This window comes from Paenibacillus gorillae (assembly GCF_000513275.1).
In the GTDB taxonomy this organism is placed as follows: Bacteria; Bacillota; Bacilli; order Paenibacillales; family Paenibacillaceae; genus Pristimantibacillus; species Pristimantibacillus gorillae.
This window is the reverse complement of sequence record NZ_CBVJ010000108.1, coordinates 32212-53085: the sequence shown is the minus strand read 5'-3', so window position 1 is coordinate 53085 and position 20874 is coordinate 32212. Positions and strand designations below refer to the sequence as shown.

General features: G+C 51.6%; 14 protein-coding genes. 11 read left to right on the top strand and 3 right to left on the bottom strand.

Annotation, left to right across the window (positions count from 1 at the left end):
* Nucleotides 1-103: 103 nt before the first annotated feature.
* Nucleotides 104-328 (bottom strand): hypothetical protein, encoded by a 225-nt coding sequence (locus TY10_RS20455; RefSeq protein ID WP_188889320.1) that lies wholly within the window; start codon nt 326-328, stop codon nt 104-106.
* A gap of 272 nt (nt 329-600) precedes the next feature.
* Nucleotides 601-828, bottom strand: coding sequence for a hypothetical protein (locus TY10_RS20450; RefSeq protein ID WP_042167532.1), 228 nt, complete (start codon nt 826-828; stop codon nt 601-603).
* A gap of 219 nt (nt 829-1047) precedes the next feature.
* On the opposite strand from TY10_RS20450, the gene TY10_RS20445 reads away from it, so the two are divergent.
* The 8 genes from TY10_RS20445 to TY10_RS20410 all read left to right on the top strand — a co-directional run bounded on the left by TY10_RS20445 (nt 1048) and on the right by TY10_RS20410 (nt 15321).
* Nucleotides 1048-2856, top strand: coding sequence for a sensor histidine kinase (locus TY10_RS20445; RefSeq protein WP_155985994.1), 1809 nt, complete (start codon nt 1048-1050; stop codon nt 2854-2856).
* Nucleotide 2857: 1 nt separating this feature from the next.
* Nucleotides 2858-4390: a response regulator transcription factor gene (locus TY10_RS20440; protein WP_042167530.1), complete on the top strand. Its 1533-nt coding sequence runs from the start codon at nt 2858-2860 to the stop codon at nt 4388-4390.
* Between the two features lie 193 nt (nt 4391-4583).
* The gene (locus tag TY10_RS20435; RefSeq protein WP_042167528.1) at nt 4584-6047 is read left to right on the top strand and encodes an ABC transporter substrate-binding protein; all 1464 of its coding nucleotides are present in this window, start codon (nt 4584-4586) and stop codon (nt 6045-6047) included.
* A gap of 126 nt (nt 6048-6173) precedes the next feature.
* On the top strand, nt 6174-7064 hold the full coding sequence (locus TY10_RS20430; RefSeq protein ID WP_042167552.1) for an ABC transporter permease: 891 nt from the start codon (nt 6174-6176) through the stop codon (nt 7062-7064).
* Between the two features lie 56 nt (nt 7065-7120).
* Nucleotides 7121-8056 (top strand): carbohydrate ABC transporter permease, encoded by a 936-nt coding sequence (locus TY10_RS20425; RefSeq protein WP_042167525.1) that lies wholly within the window; start codon nt 7121-7123, stop codon nt 8054-8056.
* Nucleotides 8057-8091: 35 nt separating this feature from the next.
* Entirely contained in the window at nt 8092-9411 is a 1320-nt protein-coding gene (locus tag TY10_RS20420; RefSeq protein WP_042167522.1) for a glycoside hydrolase family 125 protein, read from the top strand.
* Nucleotides 9408-12539, top strand: a complete 3132-nt coding sequence (locus TY10_RS20415; RefSeq protein ID WP_042167520.1) for a beta-galactosidase — start codon at nt 9408-9410, stop codon at nt 12537-12539. Before TY10_RS20420 ends, TY10_RS20415 begins: the two co-directional genes overlap by 4 nt.
* Before the next feature lie 31 nt (nt 12540-12570).
* Nucleotides 12571-15321: an alpha-mannosidase gene (locus TY10_RS20410; RefSeq protein WP_042167517.1), complete on the top strand. Its 2751-nt coding sequence runs from the start codon at nt 12571-12573 to the stop codon at nt 15319-15321.
* A 137-nt stretch (nt 15322-15458) separates the two neighbouring features.
* On the opposite strand, the gene TY10_RS20405 is transcribed toward TY10_RS20410, so the two are convergent.
* Nucleotides 15459-16544: an MBL fold metallo-hydrolase gene (locus TY10_RS20405; RefSeq protein WP_238327822.1), complete on the bottom strand. Its 1086-nt coding sequence runs from the start codon at nt 16542-16544 to the stop codon at nt 15459-15461.
* A gap of 143 nt (nt 16545-16687) precedes the next feature.
* Between TY10_RS20405 and TY10_RS20400 the strand changes: the two genes are divergently transcribed.
* From TY10_RS20400 to TY10_RS20390, 3 genes are all read left to right on the top strand, one after another.
* On the top strand, nt 16688-17611 hold the full coding sequence (locus TY10_RS20400; RefSeq protein WP_042167514.1) for a helix-turn-helix transcriptional regulator: 924 nt from the start codon (nt 16688-16690) through the stop codon (nt 17609-17611).
* A 224-nt stretch (nt 17612-17835) separates the two neighbouring features.
* Nucleotides 17836-19629 carry a cache domain-containing sensor histidine kinase gene (locus tag TY10_RS20395; RefSeq protein ID WP_042167511.1) on the top strand — a complete coding sequence of 598 codons (1794 nt, stop codon included), beginning with the start codon at nt 17836-17838 and terminating at the stop codon, nt 19627-19629.
* On the top strand, nt 19626-20846 hold the full coding sequence (locus TY10_RS20390) for a response regulator transcription factor (RefSeq protein ID WP_042167508.1): 1221 nt from the start codon (nt 19626-19628) through the stop codon (nt 20844-20846). Before TY10_RS20395 ends, TY10_RS20390 begins: the two co-directional genes overlap by 4 nt.
* Nucleotides 20847-20874: the final 28 nt, after the last annotated feature.

Below are 20874 nucleotides of genomic sequence, written 5' to 3'. Positions count from 1 at the left end.
AGTGCTGGTCTTTGGAGCGAACCATCTTCGCAAATTAACGAAGCTAACTTCGTTGGGCGATGGTTCCATCGGGCGCTGTGGGGCCAATAGCGAACTAAACCGCTTAAAAAAGCGGCCCCGGAACCGCGCAGCCGGGAAAACCATTAATATCCCGTATAGTGTTGAACGGATATTGCTTGGTGGCGAACTGACTTTGGTACAAGTACTCTTGCAGAACAACGCTGCCGCCCGTAAGGCTGCACAATACGCCAGTGACGCCCTGCCCATTCGTTAGAGACACGCCGACAGGCTGGCCGACCAGTCCCAATGCTTTGGAATACCATGCCAATTGCAGCATCGCGTATTCACCTCCATTACCATTGTATGAAGGGCCATTGCGGAGGTGAAAAACATCTTGTTGCTATAAACGCGGCAGTCCTGCGTGGAGGTGTGCTGTTAAGAAGTATGCTGTTAAATTGTACTCGACAAAATAAGTGTGCGGCATCCAGTGCGCGCTGACGAGTCGTAATCGCCACACAATGCCGCACCCGTGGCATGATTCCATACAAAAAAGAAAGGCCCAGAAGCGACTAAGCGCCTCTGGGCCATAAAGTGTACAAATCATTGCGAGTCGATCTGCTGCGACTGATCCGGCTCATTCTTCTTGTCCTTGCGGGCAACAGTGCCGACGAACCGTCCGATAATTAAGAACAACGGCGAGGCTTCGATTTCGGCCACATTGATCATTTCCACCCAGTTGAAAATAACTAAAAACGGCAGGAGTCCGATTGCGATGATGCCGAAAATTAGACCGACAGAAACATTGCGAAGCATTTTACCCAGCGTCATACGATCATCACTCCTTTCACTTCTTCCTCACCCCCACATTATACGCCCCTTCCAAGACAGCATTCAACCCCATGTCACATTTCCTTTCGTGAAAGCGGTTTACATCCACTCTCGATTTGGGTAGCCTACTTGTATCCGCAAATAACCGTGCAGTATGATTAGACATTGAAACGAACATCGTGATTAGTTAGAGATGCACGCACGGGAAAGGAGCTCGTTTTGAAAGGCAGAGGCTTATACGACAGCTATCTCAAAAACAACTTGTTTATGAAAATGATCCTGCTGTTCGCGCTCATTACGACGGCGACGATCGTTACTTTTTCCTACTTTATGTTCAACGTGATGACGCAGTCGATCATTGGCAACGACCTCGAAAATCAGAAAAAGGCGATGGAGAGCGTCAACAGCTATATGACCCGCAAATATGAGTCGGTGCAAGCCATTATGCGCGATGTGTACCGGAATGAATCGCTGTCGATTCATCTTGCTTATTTTCTCCAGCATCCATTCGAGGATTATGTGAAGTATCAGCTGGATCAATATGCGAGCGGAGCCGATGTCGATGTGCCGAAGGGGCTCGATTATTTCAACAATAAGCTGGAGAATGACACTGATATTGAAAATTTGCTGCTGTACAGCTCGGAAAAGCAGTTCTTATTTGCTTATAAAAAGGATCATGTGAACAAATTAATTTCAACCAATGCATCACGCTCGTACATCCCTGATGCAATGGCGCTCGAGAACAGCGCAATGTCTGTGCCAAACGAATGGGTTCGTCAAGCCATCGATCAGGATGATCCGAAGCTGTATGCGATGCGGGTTCCGATTACGGATAAAAACACGCTGAAAAATCTCGGCCAGATGCTCGTCTATTTTAATTCCGACGGCATCGCCCAGGCGCTCGACAGCTACAGGGAGCAGTTGAAGGGCTATATTCTGGTGCTGGGGCCAAGCGGTGAGGTGCTGTTTGACTCTTCAAACCGCTATTACGGCACCCGTTACCCTTATACAGACCGAATCGACCCGCTTAATAACACAGCGCTGCTGGAGCAGGAATCCTTCGTCACGACACTGTCGCAAAATCAGGCCGGTTATATGGTCGTCGGAGTTGCTCCGAAAGCAGAGATTGCTTCATCCTACCAGGGACTCAAGCAAACCATTATACTCATTAGCGCTATTTGTATAGCGATAGTGCTGCTCGTTCCCGTGCTTGTCGTCATCAATTATGCGAAACGTACGAATAAAATTATCCGCTTCATGCGCAAGGTGGAGAGCGGCGATTTGTCCGCTCGTATCCATGATGAGAAGGAGGACGAGCTGGGACAGATCTCCCGCAGCTTCAACGATATGCTTGAAGAGCTAGCCCGTCACATCGACCGTGTCTATGTGGCAGAGATTAAGCAGAAGCATACGGAGCTGGCAGCGCTGCAAGCGCGGGTTAATCCTCATTTTCTGTACAATACGCTGGAAGTCATTCGCATGCGGGCCATTTCCCAAGGGGCTAAGGACGTCGGAGAAATGATCTACAGCCTGTCTGTTCTTTTCAAAAGCTTCGTGCAGCCCAAAGGGGAGAGCACCATTAAGGAAGAGCTCGAGACGTCCCGGCTTTATCTGGAGCTGTTCCGAATCCGCTACAAGGACAAGCTGTCTTATGAAATTCAATGCGAGGAGAGTCTTGGGCGGAAAAAAATTATGCGAATGGCTTTGCAGCCCATCATCGAAAACTATGTTGTCCATGGCCTGCAGCCCCATAGAGCTGATAACCGGGTCGAAATCCGCGTCTCGGAACAGGATGGCCGGATTCGTATGGAAATCGAGGACAATGGCAGCGGAATCGAAGCGGAGCGGCTGGCGCAAATTCGTCATTCACTGGATGCCGTCGAGGAGACTGGAGAATCATTCGGGCTGCGAAGCGTCCATGAGCGGCTGAAGCTGCTGTACGGCAATGAGTACGGACTTGAAATGACAAGTGCACCGGGCGAGGGCACAAGGGTGAGCATCGAGTTTCCCGGAGAACAGGAGGGATAGCATGTATAGAGTATTCGTAGTCGATGATGAGCCGTTCATTATCGAAGGATTATACGATATTATCGATTGGTCTGCTTACGGGCTGGAAATTGTCGGATCTGCGGAAAATGGCCGGGATGCGCTGGAAGCGCTCAAGGGGCTGTCGGTCGATATTCTGCTAACCGATATCTCGATGCCGGTGATGGATGGCTTAACCTTAATCCGCAGTGCGCGGCAGGTTCACCCGGAACTCAAAGTCATTATTTTGAGCGGCTACAATGAGTTTGACTATATTAAGTCCGGACTCAAGCTCGGCGTAGAGAACTATTTGCTCAAGCCGATTAATATTGACGAGCTGCAGGAGACGCTTGCCAATACGATCGACAAGCTGGACCAGGGTCGTCCGGATCGGATGTTCAACGCTTATGATATTCGTATTCTTAGGGATAATATATTGTATCGCTGGCTGACCCGGCGAATTGCATCTTATGAGCTGAACGAACGGACGGAAATGCTGAACATCCGGTTGGATGCCCCGTATCTTGCCGTTGCAGTGCTCCGTACAGACAGTCCTAGCAAGCCGTTTTATGACGCCGTGCAGCAGTTGGCTGACGAGGATAAATCGTTGCTGCCTTTCGTAGACATCGACGGGGATCAGGTTATCATATTCCTGTTCTCGGACCGGGATCAGGGTAAGTCGAAGGCACTCGATTTATTAAACGGCTTGCAGAGCGAACTGCTCCCTGTCGTCGGCAGCGGTCTGCTGCGCATATCGCTGGGCAGCGTGGAGAAGACGGAGGAAGGCGCACCAGACAGCTACACGCAAGCGAAGGAAGCACAGGAATATTTTATGCTGCACGACGAACCTGTTGTCTTGGATTACGAATCGCTGGCGGAGCGCTCTGACAGCACCGGGCACACGTCTTTCGCGCTGGATTGGTCGCCATTTTCCAAGCTGATCAAAGCGAAGGAGCTGGATCAGCTGCATGAGGCGATCGAAGCGGAATTCGAGCACGTTCAACTGACCGAAGGCGTAACGCCTGCCTATATTCAAAGCATGGCAATCGAGATGATGATCCGTTTCAAGATGGAGCTGAAGGAAATTAAGCGCGCTGACCAGCCGGAGCTGTACAAGGCCGGTTTCGTGCAAATTATGCAGGCTGATAAAATTGAAGAGCTGGCCGATGTCGTTAAGGAAGCAGCAACTCTAACGGTTGATTCGCTCGTAAGGGACGTAAAGAGCCCTATTATCCAGCAGCTGCTTGCCAATGTACATGACAATTACGCGCAGCCGCTGTCGCTGAAGTCGCTTAGCCAGCAGTATAATATCCATCCGGTTTATCTCGGCCATCTGTTTCAAAAAGAAACGAGCGAGACGTTTACGGACTACATCAACAAATACCGCATCGACAGGGCGAAGGAGATGCTGAAGGATACGCAGTTGAAGGTGCAGGAAATTGCCATGCGGGTCGGCTATTGGGAGACTGGCTATTTCTACAAACAATTTAAGAAGTATGTCGGCATATCTCCAACTGATTATAAAGGACTGCTCTAATGTTAGATTGGAGCGGTCTTTTCTTTAATTTGTACATCATATCTTTACTTTGTTCTCTATTTGAAAACCGTTACATCCGGTACTTTTATATTAGCCTTTGAAAACGGATTCTTAAATGGGGGCGTACAATAAAACGCTTTCTCGGGGGCTGTATGCAAATGATTCGCACTACGATATACACGGGAGGATTACGATGAGCAGAAAGAAAAAAGGCTTCATACCGGCGCTTGCGCTGCTGATGGTCATGTCGATTGTGTTAAGCGCTTGCGGGGGCAAGGGCGGAGTGGAAGGCACGCCGGAAAAACCGGTTGAGCTGATCTGGTACACGATTGGCACGCCGCAGAAAGATGTCGACAAAGTCATGGCTGAAGTAAGCAAATATACAGCAGAAAAAATCGGCGTTACCGTTAAAATGAGCATGGTTGACTGGGGCGACTACGCACAGAAGCTGCAAGTAATGACGGCTTCCGGTGAGGCGGTAGACATCATGTTTACATCTTCGTGGGCGTTTGACTACGTTCAAAACGCAAGAAAAGGTGCATTCCTGCAGACGGATGATCTGCTCAAGGAATATGGCCAAGGCATCGTAGATACCCTTGACCCGGCATTCCTGGAAGGCTCCAAGGTGGATGGACACAACTACGGTATTCCTGCTAATAAGGAGCTGCCTGCTCAAGAAGTATGGCGCTTCAACAAGAAGCTGTTGGACAAGTACAACCTGGACATTTCCAAAGTCTATTCGTTAGAAAGCCTGGAGCCAATGCTCCAAAAGATTAAAGCTAGCGAGCCGGACGTTTATCCGCTTGCTGTAGATAAGAACCAAGTTCCTTACGTGCCTTACGATTACGTTATTGAGAAGCTTCCAATGGCCGTACCGCTCAACACGACCGATTTCAAAATCGTTAACGTGCTGGATACGCCTGAAATGAAGCAAATTTTGAAAACGATGCACAAATACTATAAAGCCGGCTACATCCCGACTGAAGCGGCAACGCTTGATTCACTGACGGATCTGCAAGCGACGGGCAGATGGTTCGCAGACCGTGCAACCTCGCAGCCGTTTGCAGACAATCTGTGGTCCGCAAGCTATGGTTACCCGGTTGTATCGACACCAGCCAGCGAACCGCTGATCTACAACTGGTCCGTAATGGGCTCCATGCAGGCTATCTCCGCTAACACGAAGTACCCGGAGAAAGCGATGCAATTCTTGAACCTGCTGAACACCGATCCGGTTCTTCGGAACATGGTTGATTCCGGTATCGAAGGCGTTCACTACAAGAAAGTGAATGACAACGTAATGGAAAATCTGGATGAATCCAAAAACTACGACATGCCGACGTTTGCACTTGGCAATGTTATGCTCACTTACCTGAACACGACGGACCCTGCGAACAAGTGGGAAGAGTTCAAGAAGTTCAACGATGCGGGTACGAAAGCTCCGCTGCTTGGCTTCAACTTCGATACGTCGAAAGTCGCAACTGAAATTGCAGCTGTAAACAATGTGAAGCAAGAGTTCTGGGCTGCATTAATGACAGGTACGGTTGACCCTGATGTGTACCTGCAGCGCGCTAACGAGAAATTCAAGGCAGCCGGACTGGATAAAGTTATGGCTGAAGCGCAGCGCCAGCTTGACGAGTGGAGAGCCGCCAACAAGTAATCAAGCGGGAAGGTATGGGTCGGCAGTCTATCGATTCATACCTTCTCTCATTCATTTAACAGCAGAGAGGTGATCACATGGGAGCCTTTGGACGTTTTTTCAAAGACATCAACGAAAAATAAAGCGATGCTGGTTATGGTTTTGCCGGCGACGCTCTGGTTTATCTTATTCTCCTATTTGCCGATGGCCGGCATGGTTATCGCGTTTAAGGAATACCGCTACAGCCGGGACGGGTTTCTGGCGAGCATTATCGAGAGCAAGTGGGTAGGCCTGCAAAACTTCAAATTCTTGTTCAGCACGAATGATGCCTATATCATTACGCGCAATACGGTGCTTTACAATGTGTTTTTCATCGTTCTGGGACTTATTATTGCCGTTGCAATGGCTATCGTCCTGGCGGAAATTACGAATAAGAAGCTGGCGAAAATTTATCAGACAGGCATGTTTCTGCCATACTTCCTGTCTTGGGTTATCGTCGGCTATTTCGTATTCAGCTTCCTGAGCCTAGACCGGGGCGTCGTGAACCGGATCGCTGGTTCGTTTGGCATCGACCCTATGAACTGGTATTCCGATCCGACCTACTGGCCGATTATTATCGTCGTCGTCTTCCTGTGGAAATCGGTCGGCTATAACAGTGTTATCTACTTGGCAGCCATTATGGGCATCGATAAATCGCTGTATGAAGCGGCGATGATCGACGGCGCGAACAAATGGCAGCAAATCCGCAACATTACGATTCCGATGCTGACACCGCTCATTACGATATTGACGCTGCTTGCGATCGGTAAAATCTTTTATGCGGACTTTGGACTGTTCTATCAGGTGCCAAGGGATTCGGGAACGCTGTACAGCGTAACCAACGTTATCGATACGTACGTCTATCGCGGCCTGAAATCGACAGGCGAGATCGGGATGAGTACGGCTGCAGGTCTGTATCAATCGCTTATCGGCTTCGTTCTTGTCATTACATCCAACGGAATCGTTCGCAAATTCAACAAAGACAATGCTTTGTTCTAGTCCTTCCAGTTATCACTAATTGAACAGGCAAGCATTGCGAGGGGAGGAAAACCGCTATGTCCGCTCAAACTCAAATTCAATCTCAATCGGCAAAAGGCCGTGATTTTCATAAGCTAGGCCCGGTATGGAACGTGATTTTTCATGCGATGGCTGGTATTTTTGCTCTGATGTGCGTCTTTCCTTTTATATTCGTTATGATTATTTCCTTTACGGATGAGAATACGCTCGCCAGAAACGGCTACAGTCTATTTCCGGAAAAATGGAGCGTAGAGGCTTACAGTTATTTATTCAAGGCAGGCGATCAATTGCTTCGCTCCTATGGGGTTACGATTGCCGTTACGGTTATCGGTACAGTCATTGGCGTCATTGCTACCGCTCTTTTCGCTTACGCGATTTCACGCCGTGACTTTAAATACCGCAATTTCTTCGCGTTTTTCGCCTTTTTCACGATGCTGTTCAACGGCGGCCTGGTGCCGACCTATATTATCGTTACGCAATTGCTGGGGCTGAAAGATTCCATCTGGGCACTTATTTTGCCGCTGGCGGTCAACGCCTTCTATATTATGATTTTGCGCACGTTTTTCTCGACGATGGTGCCGGACGCGATTATCGAATCGGGCAGAATCGACGGCGCAGGGGAGTTCGGCATCTTCTTCAAGCTGGTGCTGCCTTTGGCGCTTCCGGGTCTCGCAACGATCGCGTTGTTCAGCACGCTGGGCTACTGGAATGACTGGTTTAATGCACTTCTGTATATTAATACGCCGAATTTAGTGCCGCTGCAGTCGATGCTGATGCGGATTGAAAATAATATGCAATTCATTATGCAGAACGCGCAAAACACTTCGCTTAGCGTAGGCGTGCTGCAATCGATGCCGCAGGATACGTCGCGTATGGCGATGGTTGTGCTGGCAACAGGTCCAATTGTATTCGCATATCCGTTCTTCCAACGCTATTTCATTCAAGGCTTGACGGTTGGTGCCGTTAAGGAATAGTTACTTATCTGTCTGTAAAGGAGCATCTAACTACTATGGAGCAATTTAGATTACCGAAAATCCCGATGCCGGAGCTTACGCTGCCAAAGGCTGTTCAAGACGTTCTGGAGGAAGCTGAGCAGAAGCTGGCGCATCGTCCGAAGCTGCTGCAATTGTTCAAAAACTGTTTCCCGAATACGCTCGAAACGACAACGAAGCCCATGGAGGACGGCACGACCTTCGTCATTACCGGCGATATTCCGGCGATGTGGCTGCGTGACTCCGTCGAGCAAGTGATTCATTATGTTCCGCTTGCTAAGGAAGACAAAGAGCTTCAGCGCATATTGAGCGGCTTGATCAAGCGCCATATCAATTACATTCAGATCGATCCGTATGCGAATGCGTTCAACGAGACAGACAATGACTGGCATTGGAATACGACGGACGAGACGGATATGTCTCCATGGGTATGGGAGCGCAAATTCGAGCTTGATTCCATCTGCTTCTCGATGCGTCTCGCCCATGCTTACTGGAAAGAGACGGAGCTGACGGATATTTTCGATTCCGGCTTCAAAGCAGCGATTCGTACGATTGTCTCGCTTTGGAAAACAGAGCAGCGCCACTTCGAGCTGTCCCCGTACCGTTTTGTCCGGGATAACGGCATTCCGACGGATTCGCTGCGCAATAGCGGACTTGGCATGCCTGTCAATTACACCGGCATGATCTGGTCGGGCTTCCGCTCCAGTGACGATGCTTGCGATTTCCATTACAACATTCCGGACAATATGTTCGCGGTCGTTGCGCTTCGTCAGATGAGAGATATTGCGGAATGGGTATTCCGTGATATGGATCTCGTGAAGGAGCTGAAACAGCTGGAGGAAGACGTGGATCATGGCATTCAGCTGTACGGCATTTACCGTCATCCGGAGTTTGGACCGATCTATGCTTACGAGACCGACGGCTTCGGCAACTACTGCTTAATGGACGATGCAGGTACGCCAGGTCTGATCTCGATCCCTTACTTGGGCTATACGAATGCCGACGATCCAATCTATCAGAATACAAGGCAGTTCGCGCTCAGCAAGGAGAACCCGTTCTATTACGAGGGGAAAGCGGCCAAAGGAATCGGCAGTCCGCACACGCCGCCAGGCTATATTTGGCATATGGCTCTGTCTATGCAGGGTATTACAGCAACGAGCAGCGAAGAGAAGCTCGCATTGATCGACATGCTGGAGGCAACCGATGCGGATACCGGCTACATGCATGAAGGCTTCCATTCGGATGATCCGACGCAGTTCACGCGCAAATGGTTTGCTTGGTCCAACAGCCTCTTCTCACAGCTTGTGTATCAGGCGATGAAGGATGAATTGCTATGAGTCATAACGCCATCATTTTCTATGATTCCTCGTTTCCGGCGGCATCCCGGCCAAATCCGGCAGCGGAGCAGCTTCTTGCTGAGAGCGGGGCTGTCGTAGGGGCTAGCGGTCTAGGACAAGCGCTCGCTGCTGCCGATGGCGGCAGCTTTGTCAATCTGCATGCGCCGTACTTCCCGAAGGAAGCCTGGAGTGAGATTATCTCCTACCTGCGGCGTGGCGGCGGTCTGATCAGCGTTGGCGGAGCGCCGTTTCAAATTCCAGTGTCGCGCAATGCAGCGGGATTATGGGAGGCGGAACCGGAGCAGACGGCTTACCACCGCGAGCTGCAAATTCACGAAGCTTTGCCGGTAGATGCCGCTCCAATCCGCACGCTGTCAGCCATGGCGGATATTCCGCTGCTGGCGGGCAAGGAATCTCTGTTTGAAGTTTCGCCTACATGGAATCTGGTGCCTCATGTGTCCAAGAGCAGCGACTTGCCGCATCAAATGGGGTCGGCAGGTCCGATGGATGCTCATTTGTACCCGCTGCTTAAAGGTATTTCTTCTGAAGGAAGAGAAGTTGCCGCTCCTGTTCTGCTATGGGAGAACACAAAGGGCGCTTTCGCAGGAGCCCGTTGGCTGTTCATTAACCAGCCATTGACCGAAGTCTTCTGGCAAGGCGGAGGCGTTCAAGAGCTGCTCCGCTGGTCGGCGTATTGCAGTGCCGGCGTAACGGAGCTTTGGCTGAAGCCTAATTACGCTTCTTATGAGCCGGGCGAACGGGCGATGCTGACGCTGCAAATGCAGCAGCTTAGCCGTCAATCCAGCACAGATAAGGCTCCTGCAAGCTGGAGCTTTGCCATCTCTGTTCAGCATGAGAATCATCCAGAGCAACTGTGGTCGAACCGTCTGCAGGAGGAAGCGACAAGCAGGCAGCTGATTCTGCGCTTGCCAGTTCCGCTTTCGCTTGAGAGCGGCTATTACTACGTAGAGTGCATTGCGGAGTCTTCGACAGGAGAGCGGCGTGTGCTTCGCCAAGGCTTCTGGGGCATGGATCGCGAGCTGTTGGCATCCGGCACTCCCGTTACTTGCGAACGTGATTATTTCATCAAGGACGGACGTCCGATGCCGGTTGTTGGCATGACCTATATGACCTCGGATGTGGCGCGTAAGTTTCTGTTCCTGCCGAATGCGTCGGTCTGGGAACGTGATATGGCGCAAATGCGCAAGGCCGGCATTAACTGGATTCGTACCGGCATATGGACCGCCTACCGTAATGTGATGCAGGTGGACGGTCATGCTTCGGAGGAGGCGCTTCGCGCAATCGATGCATTCCTCTTAACCGCAAAGCGTCATGATCTGCAGGTGACCTTCACGTTCTTCTCCTTCACTCCTGAAACTTGGGAAGGGAAAAATCCGTATCTGGACCCGCGGAGCGTGGAAGCCCAGAAACGTTTCATCCGGGCAATCGTCTCCCGTCACAGCCAATCGAAGCATGTCGATTGGGATTTGATCAATGAGCCTTCGATGTTCGATCCGCCGCGGATTTTCTCGGACGGCCCAAGATCGTCGCGTGATGCATTCGAGCAGGCTGCCTATGCGGCATGGCTGAAGGAGCGTCACGGCTCTATCGCGAGGCTTCAACAAGTATGGAATATGACGCCGGAGCAGCTGCCGGATTTCGATTCGGCAGTACCGCCAGAGCCAGAGGAAATCAACTTCGACGTGCAGGATATGCACCAAGGCAAGAAAGGGACGCGCTGGCTGGACTATGTCCTCTTCTCCATGGATATGCATAATCGCTGGGCTAAGGAATTGTACGATGCGATCAAAGAGGAATGCCCGGATCATATGGTTACGGTCGGTCAGGATGAGGCGCTTGGCGCACAGCGGCCTTCCCCGTTCTTCTATGGCGAGGCGGTCGATTACACGACTGTTCATTCCTGGTGGCTGAACGATTATCTCGTTTGGGACGGTATTTTTGCCAAGACAGCGGACAAGCCGAACCTTGTTCAGGAGACCGGCATTATGTACGTCGAGACGCCGGAGGGCCGGGCGAAGCGCTCCGAAGCTGAGCTGCGGAACATGCTGGAACGCAAATATGCGTATGCATTCTCGACCGGCGGCGCAGGCGCTGTGCAATGGATCTGGAACACGAACTTCTATATGGATAACGCTAACGAATCCCATATTGGAGCGGTTCGCGCAGACGGTACGGAGAAGCCGGAGGCGGATGTATCGTATGATTTCGGCCGGTTCATGGCGGAAATCCGGGATCTATTCACTGGGAGAGAGCTGGAGGATACGGCAGTTGTTTTCCCGTACTCCAATGACTTCTCCAACCGCAAGCTGGCCTTCGATGCCACGACGAAAGCGACAAGAGTGCTTGCTTATGAGCTGAACAAGCCGTTCCGCGGCGTATCGGAATACCACTTGCACGAGCTGGAAGCAAATCCTGCCAAGCTGGTCATTTTACCAAGTGCTCATAACTTGGACGACGCTGCGTTTGAGCAGTTGCTCGGCTGTATCGAGCAATCGGGAGCGACGCTGCTGCTGACGGGGCCAACCAGTCTGGATGCGTATTGGCGGACGAATGACCGTTATGTGGAGCTGTTTGGAGAAAGAGAGCTCAAAAACGTTGTACGTGAGGAGCAGCTTCGGATCGGCGACCGGGTATGGCCGGTTTCTTACGGCAGCCGCCGGATTGCGCAAGTGTGGAAGGAATCCCGCAAAGGCGAGGCGGATACAGATGCAGATGATCTCAGAGAACTGCCGCTTGGTAAGGGACGCATCATTTGGTGTCCGCTGCCGGTAGAGCTGAATGATCGCACGGAAACTCTTACGGCGCTGTATAAGTACGCATTGGCCTCCTCGGGCTGTGTGCAGGAGCTGGAGTGGATCAAGGGCGGTGAACTGCCGGGCGTATATGGACGCAAGCTCCAGTTCCGTGATGGCGCGTTGTTCATCTTCGTATCAGAGTTTGGCCGCCATGCAGACATTGAAGTGAAGGATCCTGCTACTGGAGCAGGCTATTCTTTCGAGCTTCCGAAAGAAAGATCAGTCATGTTTGCCGTGGATTTGCAAGGCAGGCTGTTGTCCGTCTATCGTCCCCACGAGTCCAGCATTACGGTGACCTCGCCTAGCAACTAAGAATGAATCAGCATAGAAAGGGGTTTGAACGATGACCTACAAACGTACTGCGCATATCATCTCGCATACTCACTGGGACCGCGAATGGTATTTGCCATATGAGAAGCATCATGTACTGCTCGTCAAATTAGTGGATACGCTGCTTCATACACTGGAGACGGATCCAGATTTCAAAAGCTTTTACTTGGATGGACAAACGATCATTCTGGAAGATTACTTGCAGGTTCGTCCGGATAACCGGGAGCGGCTGGAGCGTTATATTAAAGAAGGCCGTATCGTAATTGGGCCTTGGTACATCCTGCAGGACGCTTTCCTGACGAGCAGCGAAGCGAATATTCGCAATCTGCAGATCGGACATCAGGATGCAAGCCGCTACGGTACGATTGCTAAAGTCGGTTACTTCCCGGATACGTTCGGCAATATTGGCCAAGCGCCGCAAATGATGCGCCAGGCTGGCATTGATAATGCCGTGTTCGGCCGTGGCGTGAAGCCGACCGGCTTCAACAATACGGTAGCGGATTCTGAATATGAATCCTCGTTCTCAGAGCTGATCTGGGAAGGGCCGGACGGCTCCCGTGTACTTGGCATCCTGTTCGCCAACTGGTACTCCAACGGCAATGAAGTGCCGGCGGACGAGGCAAGCGCGAAGGAATACTGGGAGCGCAAGCTTGCCGATGCGGAGAAATATGCCGCTACCGGACAATTGCTGTTCATGAACGGCTGCGATCATCAGCCAATCCAACGGGACTTGCCCGACGCGCTGGAGATGGCGCGGAAGCTCTACCCGGACACGGAGTTCGTTCATTCCAATTTCGAGGATTACTTAGCTTCCGTGAATGAATCAATGACCCGCGAGCTGTCCGTTGTGAAGGGCGAGCTTCGCAGTCAGCGTACGGACGGCTGGTCCACGCTTGTGAATACAGCATCTGCACGGGTGTATTTGAAGCAAATGAATCAGCTGGGCCAAGCGATGCTGGAACGAGTGGCAGAGCCGCTAGCCGCATTCGCTTATTCGCTGGGTCATGAATATCCGCATCATTTGTTCACTTATGCGTGGAAGACGCTGATGCAGAACCATCCGCATGACAGCATTTGCGGCTGCAGCGTGGACGAGGTTCACCGCGAGATGGTGACCCGCTTTGATAAGAGCCGCCATGTGGCGGAGGCGATCATCGACGAGAGCAAGCAAGTCGTCGCTGATGCTGTTGATACTTCGGTATTCGAGCAATACGGCGAGGCTGCCGTTCCGTTCGTCGTCTACAATACGACGGGCTGGAGCCGCAGCGGTGTCGTCAGTATTGAACTCGATATCGAGCGCATCTACTTCCGCGATGGTCATTCGTTAGAGACGATGAACCAGATGATGTACGCCGTTGATGTGACGGGCCGGACGCTTGTTGACTCGAACGGCAGTGCAGTTGCACACACGATGGCCGATCTGGGGCTCCACTTTGGCTATGAGCTGCCGGACGACAAGTTCCGTCAGCCATATATGGCTCGCAGAGTAAAGCTTACTTTCGAAGCGAAGGATGTTGCAGCGCTGGGTCTGGCAGCTTACGGATTTGTCCGCAAAGCAGCGGCAGTTCAAGAGCAAGCTTCGGCTTCACTGGCTGCTGGCACGCATGCGCTGGAAAATGAATGGCTTCGTGTTGACATCAATAACGATGGCTCGTTCCAATTGACTGATAAGCGCAACGGTCAAGTCTACTCTGATCTTGGCGTATATGAGAACACCGGTGATATCGGCAACGAATATATGTACAAGCAGCCGAATGGCGAGCAGGCGCTGACGACGAAGGGATTGCCAGCCCGCATTCGTCTGATTGAAGATACGCCATACCGCGCTTCCTTCGAAATCATTCATGAATGGGCTATTCCTGCTTCGGCGGAGCCGTATTTCGAGGTGGAGAAACAAGAAGCGGTCTATTTCCCGGAGCGCAAATCACAGCGTACGGAGACAACGGTTCCGCTTGTTATCCGTACTGAAATCGCATTAAGCCGCGATGGCAAGGGACTGGAGTGGAAGTCTTCCTTCAACAACCAGGCGAAGGATCACCGGGTTCGCGTATTGTTCCCGACGGATCTTGCTGCGACCTATCATCATGCGGATTCGATCTTCGAGGTTGTTCGCCGCGACAACGAGCCGGCACCGGAGTGGAGCAATCCAAGCAACGCTCAGCATCAGCAGGCTTTCGTTGACGTGAGTCACGGACAGGCAGGTCTGACGGTAGCAAACCTCGGCTTGAATGAGTACGAGGTGCTGCGCGACGGACGTCAATCCATCGCCGTTACGCTGCTTCGGGCAGTTGCCGAGCTTGGCGATTGGGGCGTATTCCCGACACCGGAAGCGCAATGTCTGGGCGAGCAGCAATTCAGCTTGACCATTCTGCCGCATAACGGCGACGGTGCCGCTTCAGGCGCTTACGCGGGGGCTTACCAGTTCCAAGCGCCTTGGACGGTTAGCCAGACGGGCGTACATTCCGGCAAGCTTGCTCCGGCAGGCGCTTTGTTCCAGTGGGAAGGAAGCAGCATGGCGTTTACCTCGTTGAAGGTAAACGAGCAATCCGGCGATTATATGGCGAGATGGTTCAATATGAATGCTTCTACTGCGGAGCTGAAGTTGTCTGGCGCTGCATACGCAACGGTTGATGAGGCTTATAAGAGCGATGTGCTGGAGCAGGCAGGTGAAAGTCTTACTGTTCAAGCAGACGGCGGGGAGCAATCCTATGTTCAAGTGCCAGTCGGGCCTTGCGAGATTGTGACGATTGCCGTTAAACATTAAGGTCATTTATTATTCAACTTATAAAAAAGCATCGATTCCAGGGGACTGCCCACGGAATCGATGCTTTTTATTTGCCTTGCCGTGTGGCAAGCTCGCCATAGCGGCAGGCAAGGCACTAGCGTTTTTTCACCTCGCTTTTATTGCCACCAGACGGAGGCAGGGAAGCGAGCAGAGCGAAAGGCGACCGGCTCGCCGATTCGCGGAGTAGCGAGCTCTACGCCCTGCTGTTTGGCTGCTTGAACGACCCGGTTGATGGGATCATGCCAGTCATGGACGGCGAGTGTAAATGCGCCCCAATGAATCGGCACCATCCGTTTTCCGCGAACGTCGAGATGGGCTTGTACCGATTGCTCAGGCAGCATATGAATATCGCGCCAGCGGTCGTCATATTGGCCGCATTCGATCAGCGTCAGGTCGAACGGGCCATACTTTTCCCCGATTTCACGGAAATGCGGACCGTAGCCGCTGTCGCCGCTGAAGAACAGCTTGTCCCCGCCGCCTTCAATAATCCATGAACACCACAGAGACGAGTTTTCGCCAACGACGTTGCGTCCGGAGAAATGTCTGGCAGGCGCGCATACGAGCTTTAAACCTTCAAATTCTGCTGTTTCTCCCCAGCCGTATTCTTCAATTGCTTCTTTCCTTACACCCCATGCTTCCAAATGGATGCTCACGCCTGCCGGTACGATAAAGCGCCGGACACGGTTTTTGAGCTTGCGAATGGTGCCATAATCGAGATGGTCATAATGGTCATGCGATAGGATGACGGCATCAATCACACCTAATTGGCTAATATCGAACGGCAATTTACGGCTATAGCGGCCGTTGCCGAATATCGGGAAGGGCGAAGGCGAACGGCCAAACATCGGATCAAGCAGCAGTGTTTTTCCTGCAAGCTCAACCCAGACTGCTGAATGACCAAGCCATACGGCGCGGGCTTCGCCTGTTTTCTCCGGACGGAACGGAACCGTTTCCAGCGGACTGCTTGGCTTCCTTAATGGATCGCCCTTCGCCATATCGGCCATCACTTTAGCCATCTCGGAGGGCTTCATGCTTTTGGACGTCGGAATTTGATTATGGAACTTGCTGCCGTCATAGTTCGGATAGCTTTGATAATGGCTGCGCAGCAGAGCTGAAGGCCTTTTACCAAGTGGAGGATACAGAAATATTACCAAGACGGCCGCCATCAATACGAAGACGAGCAGGCAGATGAGTACAATCACGAGGTCAGCCTCAATTCTTTTTTTGTTGTCATTATAGCATGAACGGACAGCAGAATCTTTCTGCCTGATCCGCAGCAAATAAATGGTATAATAACCTCAATATTAGGCTTAGAGAGGCCAATTGCAGAGGATGGAGTACAAGAGTGAAGCTTGAGCGTCTCATATCGATGATTTACATGTTATTGAACAATGAAGTGATATCGGCATCGGCGCTGGCGGATAAATATGAAGTGTCGCAGCGGACGATCTACCGCGATATCGAAGCGATAAGCGCTGCAGGCATTCCGGTCGTATCCTATCAGGGTGTGAACGGCGGCTATGGCATTATCGATTCCTATAAAATGGACAGGAGCCTGCTGAATGCCTATGATGCAGAGACTCTGATTACCGTATTAAGCGGGTTGTCAACCGTCTTTGAGGACGAACAGGCAATGGATACGGTACGCAAGCTGCAAACGATTCAAAGGGATAACGCCGATCCGGTGCTCAATCTGGAGATGGGCGGGCACCCGTCTTATAACCAGCTGCTTCGCGATCTGCGAGAGGCTATTACGAAGAGGACGGTTATTCAATTTCATTATATCAGCTGGAAAAACGAGCTTACGACGCGCAGCGTGGAGCCTGCCAGTCTGAAGTTTAGAAGGCAAGCCTGGTATCTGTACGGATTTTGCAGGGAACGGGACAATTTCAGAGAGTTCAAGCTGTCGCGCATTTCAGAGCTGAAGATACTGCCGGAGCGCTTCCAGCGCAGAGTCGAGCTGACACCGGAAGATCGGGTCCCCTATTACCGGGAGGAAGGCTCCGAGCCCGTTGACGTATTACTGCGCTTTAAGAAACGGTCGCTCGCCATGGCGCTGGATCACTTCAATAACCAGGAACGAACGTATCAAGAAGACGGATCGATGACGATCAAGCTGCAGCTCCGCGATGCAGACAATACTAAGTGGCTCATTCGGGTGCTGCTCAGCTTTGGCGAGGACGCGGAAATTATCGAGCCGGAGAGCTTGCGGCAGGAGCTGAAGAGGACGTTGGGCAAAATGATGCAGATCTATTCGGATGACATCTAGCCGAGTCAGGAACTCATTTGGCTGCCCAGTGAAATGGTTGCATTCGCATGTGGGTTCTATTGCCAAATTGACACGTTTGGGGAAGCTTGCTAGAATGCTAGTATTCAAAGCGTATCGGATTAATAGGGTTTGAATATAGATCAGGCTGAGGCTTTTCGGCAAGGGCGGCAATGCCGGCGGCTTGCTGCGAAAGCCTTTTTCTCTATCATTCGGGAAGGTGAGCCATGAAACTTAAGCTGAGGCACAAGCTGGTGCTGTTCGTCATTATCGGGGCAGTCGCCATTAGCTTTGTCGGTCTGCTTTATGTCCAGAGAATGCAGACGTTATATGAGCGGCTTGTCTATGAGGAAGCGAGCGACAAGCTCTATTTGTATTCGGAGCGGATGGAAGAGAAGCTCAATGAAATTGATAAGTTCACGCTCACCCTCGTCAGCGATCCTGATATTCAGGAGAGGCTTAAGCAGATTAAGCATGAAAAGGGGACGCTCGAATATTTGACTGCGGTTAGCGCCTTGAAGCAAAAGCTGCTCACTTATCCTTTTCACGACTATTCCATTAAGTCGATTGTTATTGTAGATACGAGCGGTAATGAATATTTGGCAGGCTCGCTCGCGGATGCTCCGGTGCCGGCGCATGACTCCGAAATGATACGTCTGGCTGCCGATAAAGCGGGTGCCAGCTACTGGGTTGGCGGCAAGGAGCCGATGACGTTCCTGTCGGTACGGCAAATCCGAGCCGTTCAGAATATGGACCTGCAGCCGCTTGGTACGCTTATCATCCGGGTGGAAGCCAGTCAGATCGTTAGCCTTAAGGATAAGAAAAGCACGCGCTATAATACTTCCCTCATTATCCAGGACGGAGAGAAACCGGTCTATTCTGACACGGGCGAGGCTCTGTCTGTCGAGCTTCCGGCAGGCTTTCATCAAGGAGAGCAAGCGGGAAATCCGGAGCCGTACAGCATGCTTAGCGTGAAAAACCATAAATATTTGGCGACCTACTCAACGCTCGCCTATACCGGATGGACGTTCATCCATCTCGTTCCGTATGAATCTTTATTTGAAGCCGCGGTCTTTATGCGGCGGATCTTGCTTGTCTTATACGGTTGTATTTTCGCTGTACTCATCTGGTTTGGTCTAATATTCTCCAGAAGCATAACCCGCTCGCTGGAGGAATTAACGCTGCGGATGGCAAAAGTAGAAAAGGGAGATTTCTCATCTATCCACACTGTCCCCGTGAAGAAGCCGGATGAAATCGGACTGCTTACGATCAATTTTTCAAAGATGGCCGACCGGCTGGATCACTTGATTAAAGAAAACTATGTGAAGCAGATTCATCTGAAGGAGTCGCAATACGAGACGCTTAAGGCGAAGCTGAATCCGCATTTTTTATATAATACGCTAGATTCAATTAACTGGCTCGCTAGACGGAACGGACAAGCTGCGATTTCGCGAATGGTGAAGGCGCTTGGCGACATGCTGCGCAATACGATCAGCCGGAAGGAAATCGTTACCCTTCGGGATGAGATTACTCATCTGAACAACTATTTTTCAATTCAGCAATTCCGGTTTGAACACCGGCTGCACTATGAGATTGAGATTGCCGATGAGCTGCAGGAGCTTTATTTGCCGAGCATGATTTTGCAGCCGATCGTTGAGAACTGTATGAAGTACGGTATTGATGAGACGACGGGCGAATGCGAGATTTCCATTAGCGGCGAGAGATTCGGCGAACGGCTGGAATTATGGATTACAGATCGCGGACCGGGCATGGACCCCGGTTATCTGGAGGCTGCGGGAGGCAGGCCGTCACCACAGCTGCAATCATCAGATAGAGCTGCTAGTACTAGTACCGGAGAGCAAGGAAAGTCTAGCGGAGGGTTTGGCTTGCGAAGCATTCACGAGCGGATTCATCTGCTGTATGGGGAGCAATATGGAATTAGTATTCACCAGGGACTGGATCAAGGGACGACGATACGGGTGTCCTTGCCGGTGATGACGGGGAGCGAGGCAGCGGGATGAGTAACTATAAAGTGTTAGTTGTAGACGATGAACGGATGATCCGGGAGGGGATCGCCGATATGATCGATTGGAGCTCGCTGGGGCTGACACTGGCGGGCACGGCAGCCGACGGCCTGTCGGGTTACTCGGCCATTGCTGAGCAGCGCCCGGATATCGTCATTACGGATATTAAAATGCCGAAATTAAGCGGTCTGGAGCTTATTCAGAAGACGCAGTCGGAGTTTTCCGGCACCACCTTCATTGTCCTGTCGGGCTATGGCGAATTTGAGCTTGCCGCGCAGGCGATGAAATACGGGGTCAAGCACTATTTGCTGAAGCCAAGCAATGAAGAGGAGATTATACAGGTGCTTCGCGAGGTGAGTGTAGAGCTCGATGCCCATCGGAGCAAGGAGCTTCAATGGGAAGGGATGCAGCGGCAGTTGGCTGAGACCGGCAGCAGCGGCCAGTCGGCTAGAAACCATGCTTTTTATGCAGCAGCTGAAGGCGGGGAGACGAGCGCTGCGGAGCATTATCCAGGCGGAACTGATGCTGATGCTGCTGCGAATACAGCGGTATGGTCAGCGGAAGCGGATGAATATATGCGCGTCATTACGGCCGCAGTCCGGAACGGGGAGGAAGCGGAGCTTGAGAGCGGCCTGGCCGTATTTTTCCATGCGCTGTTCGAGAAGCGTCCAGAGGCGAAATTTGCGACTGGCCGCTGTATGGAGCTGCTGGACGCCGTCTTCAAGGATGCGGCGCTTGCATTTGGCTATAAGAAGGAAAGCGACGGAGTCCGCATCTGGCAAATGAAGACGCTGAAGGAGATTCAGCGCTACATAACGGAGGAGCTTTCCGCTATCATGGACAGCCAGAGGGAGCTCCGCTCTGATAAGCGTTCCCGGGTTATCGCCCGCATTAAGCAGTTGACGGACGACCACTTGGAGAACCGTCAGCTGTCGCTGCAATGGCTGGCGCAGCATCATCTGTTCCTGAACTCGGAATATTTGGGCAAGCTGTTTCGGCAGGAGACGGGGGAGAAGTATACCCGTTATTTAACGGTTAAGCGGATGCAGAAGGCCAAGGAGCTGATCGAGTCGCTTCCGCAACTGAAAATGTATGAGATCGCAGAGCGGTGCGGCTTTGAGCAGGACCCGCAATATTTCGCAAATGTATTCAAAAAAATCTATGACTGCTCGCCTGCAGAATACCGGAAACGGATAAGCAGCGGAGCGGAATAAGCACGGATTTTTACAACAAAGAGTACGG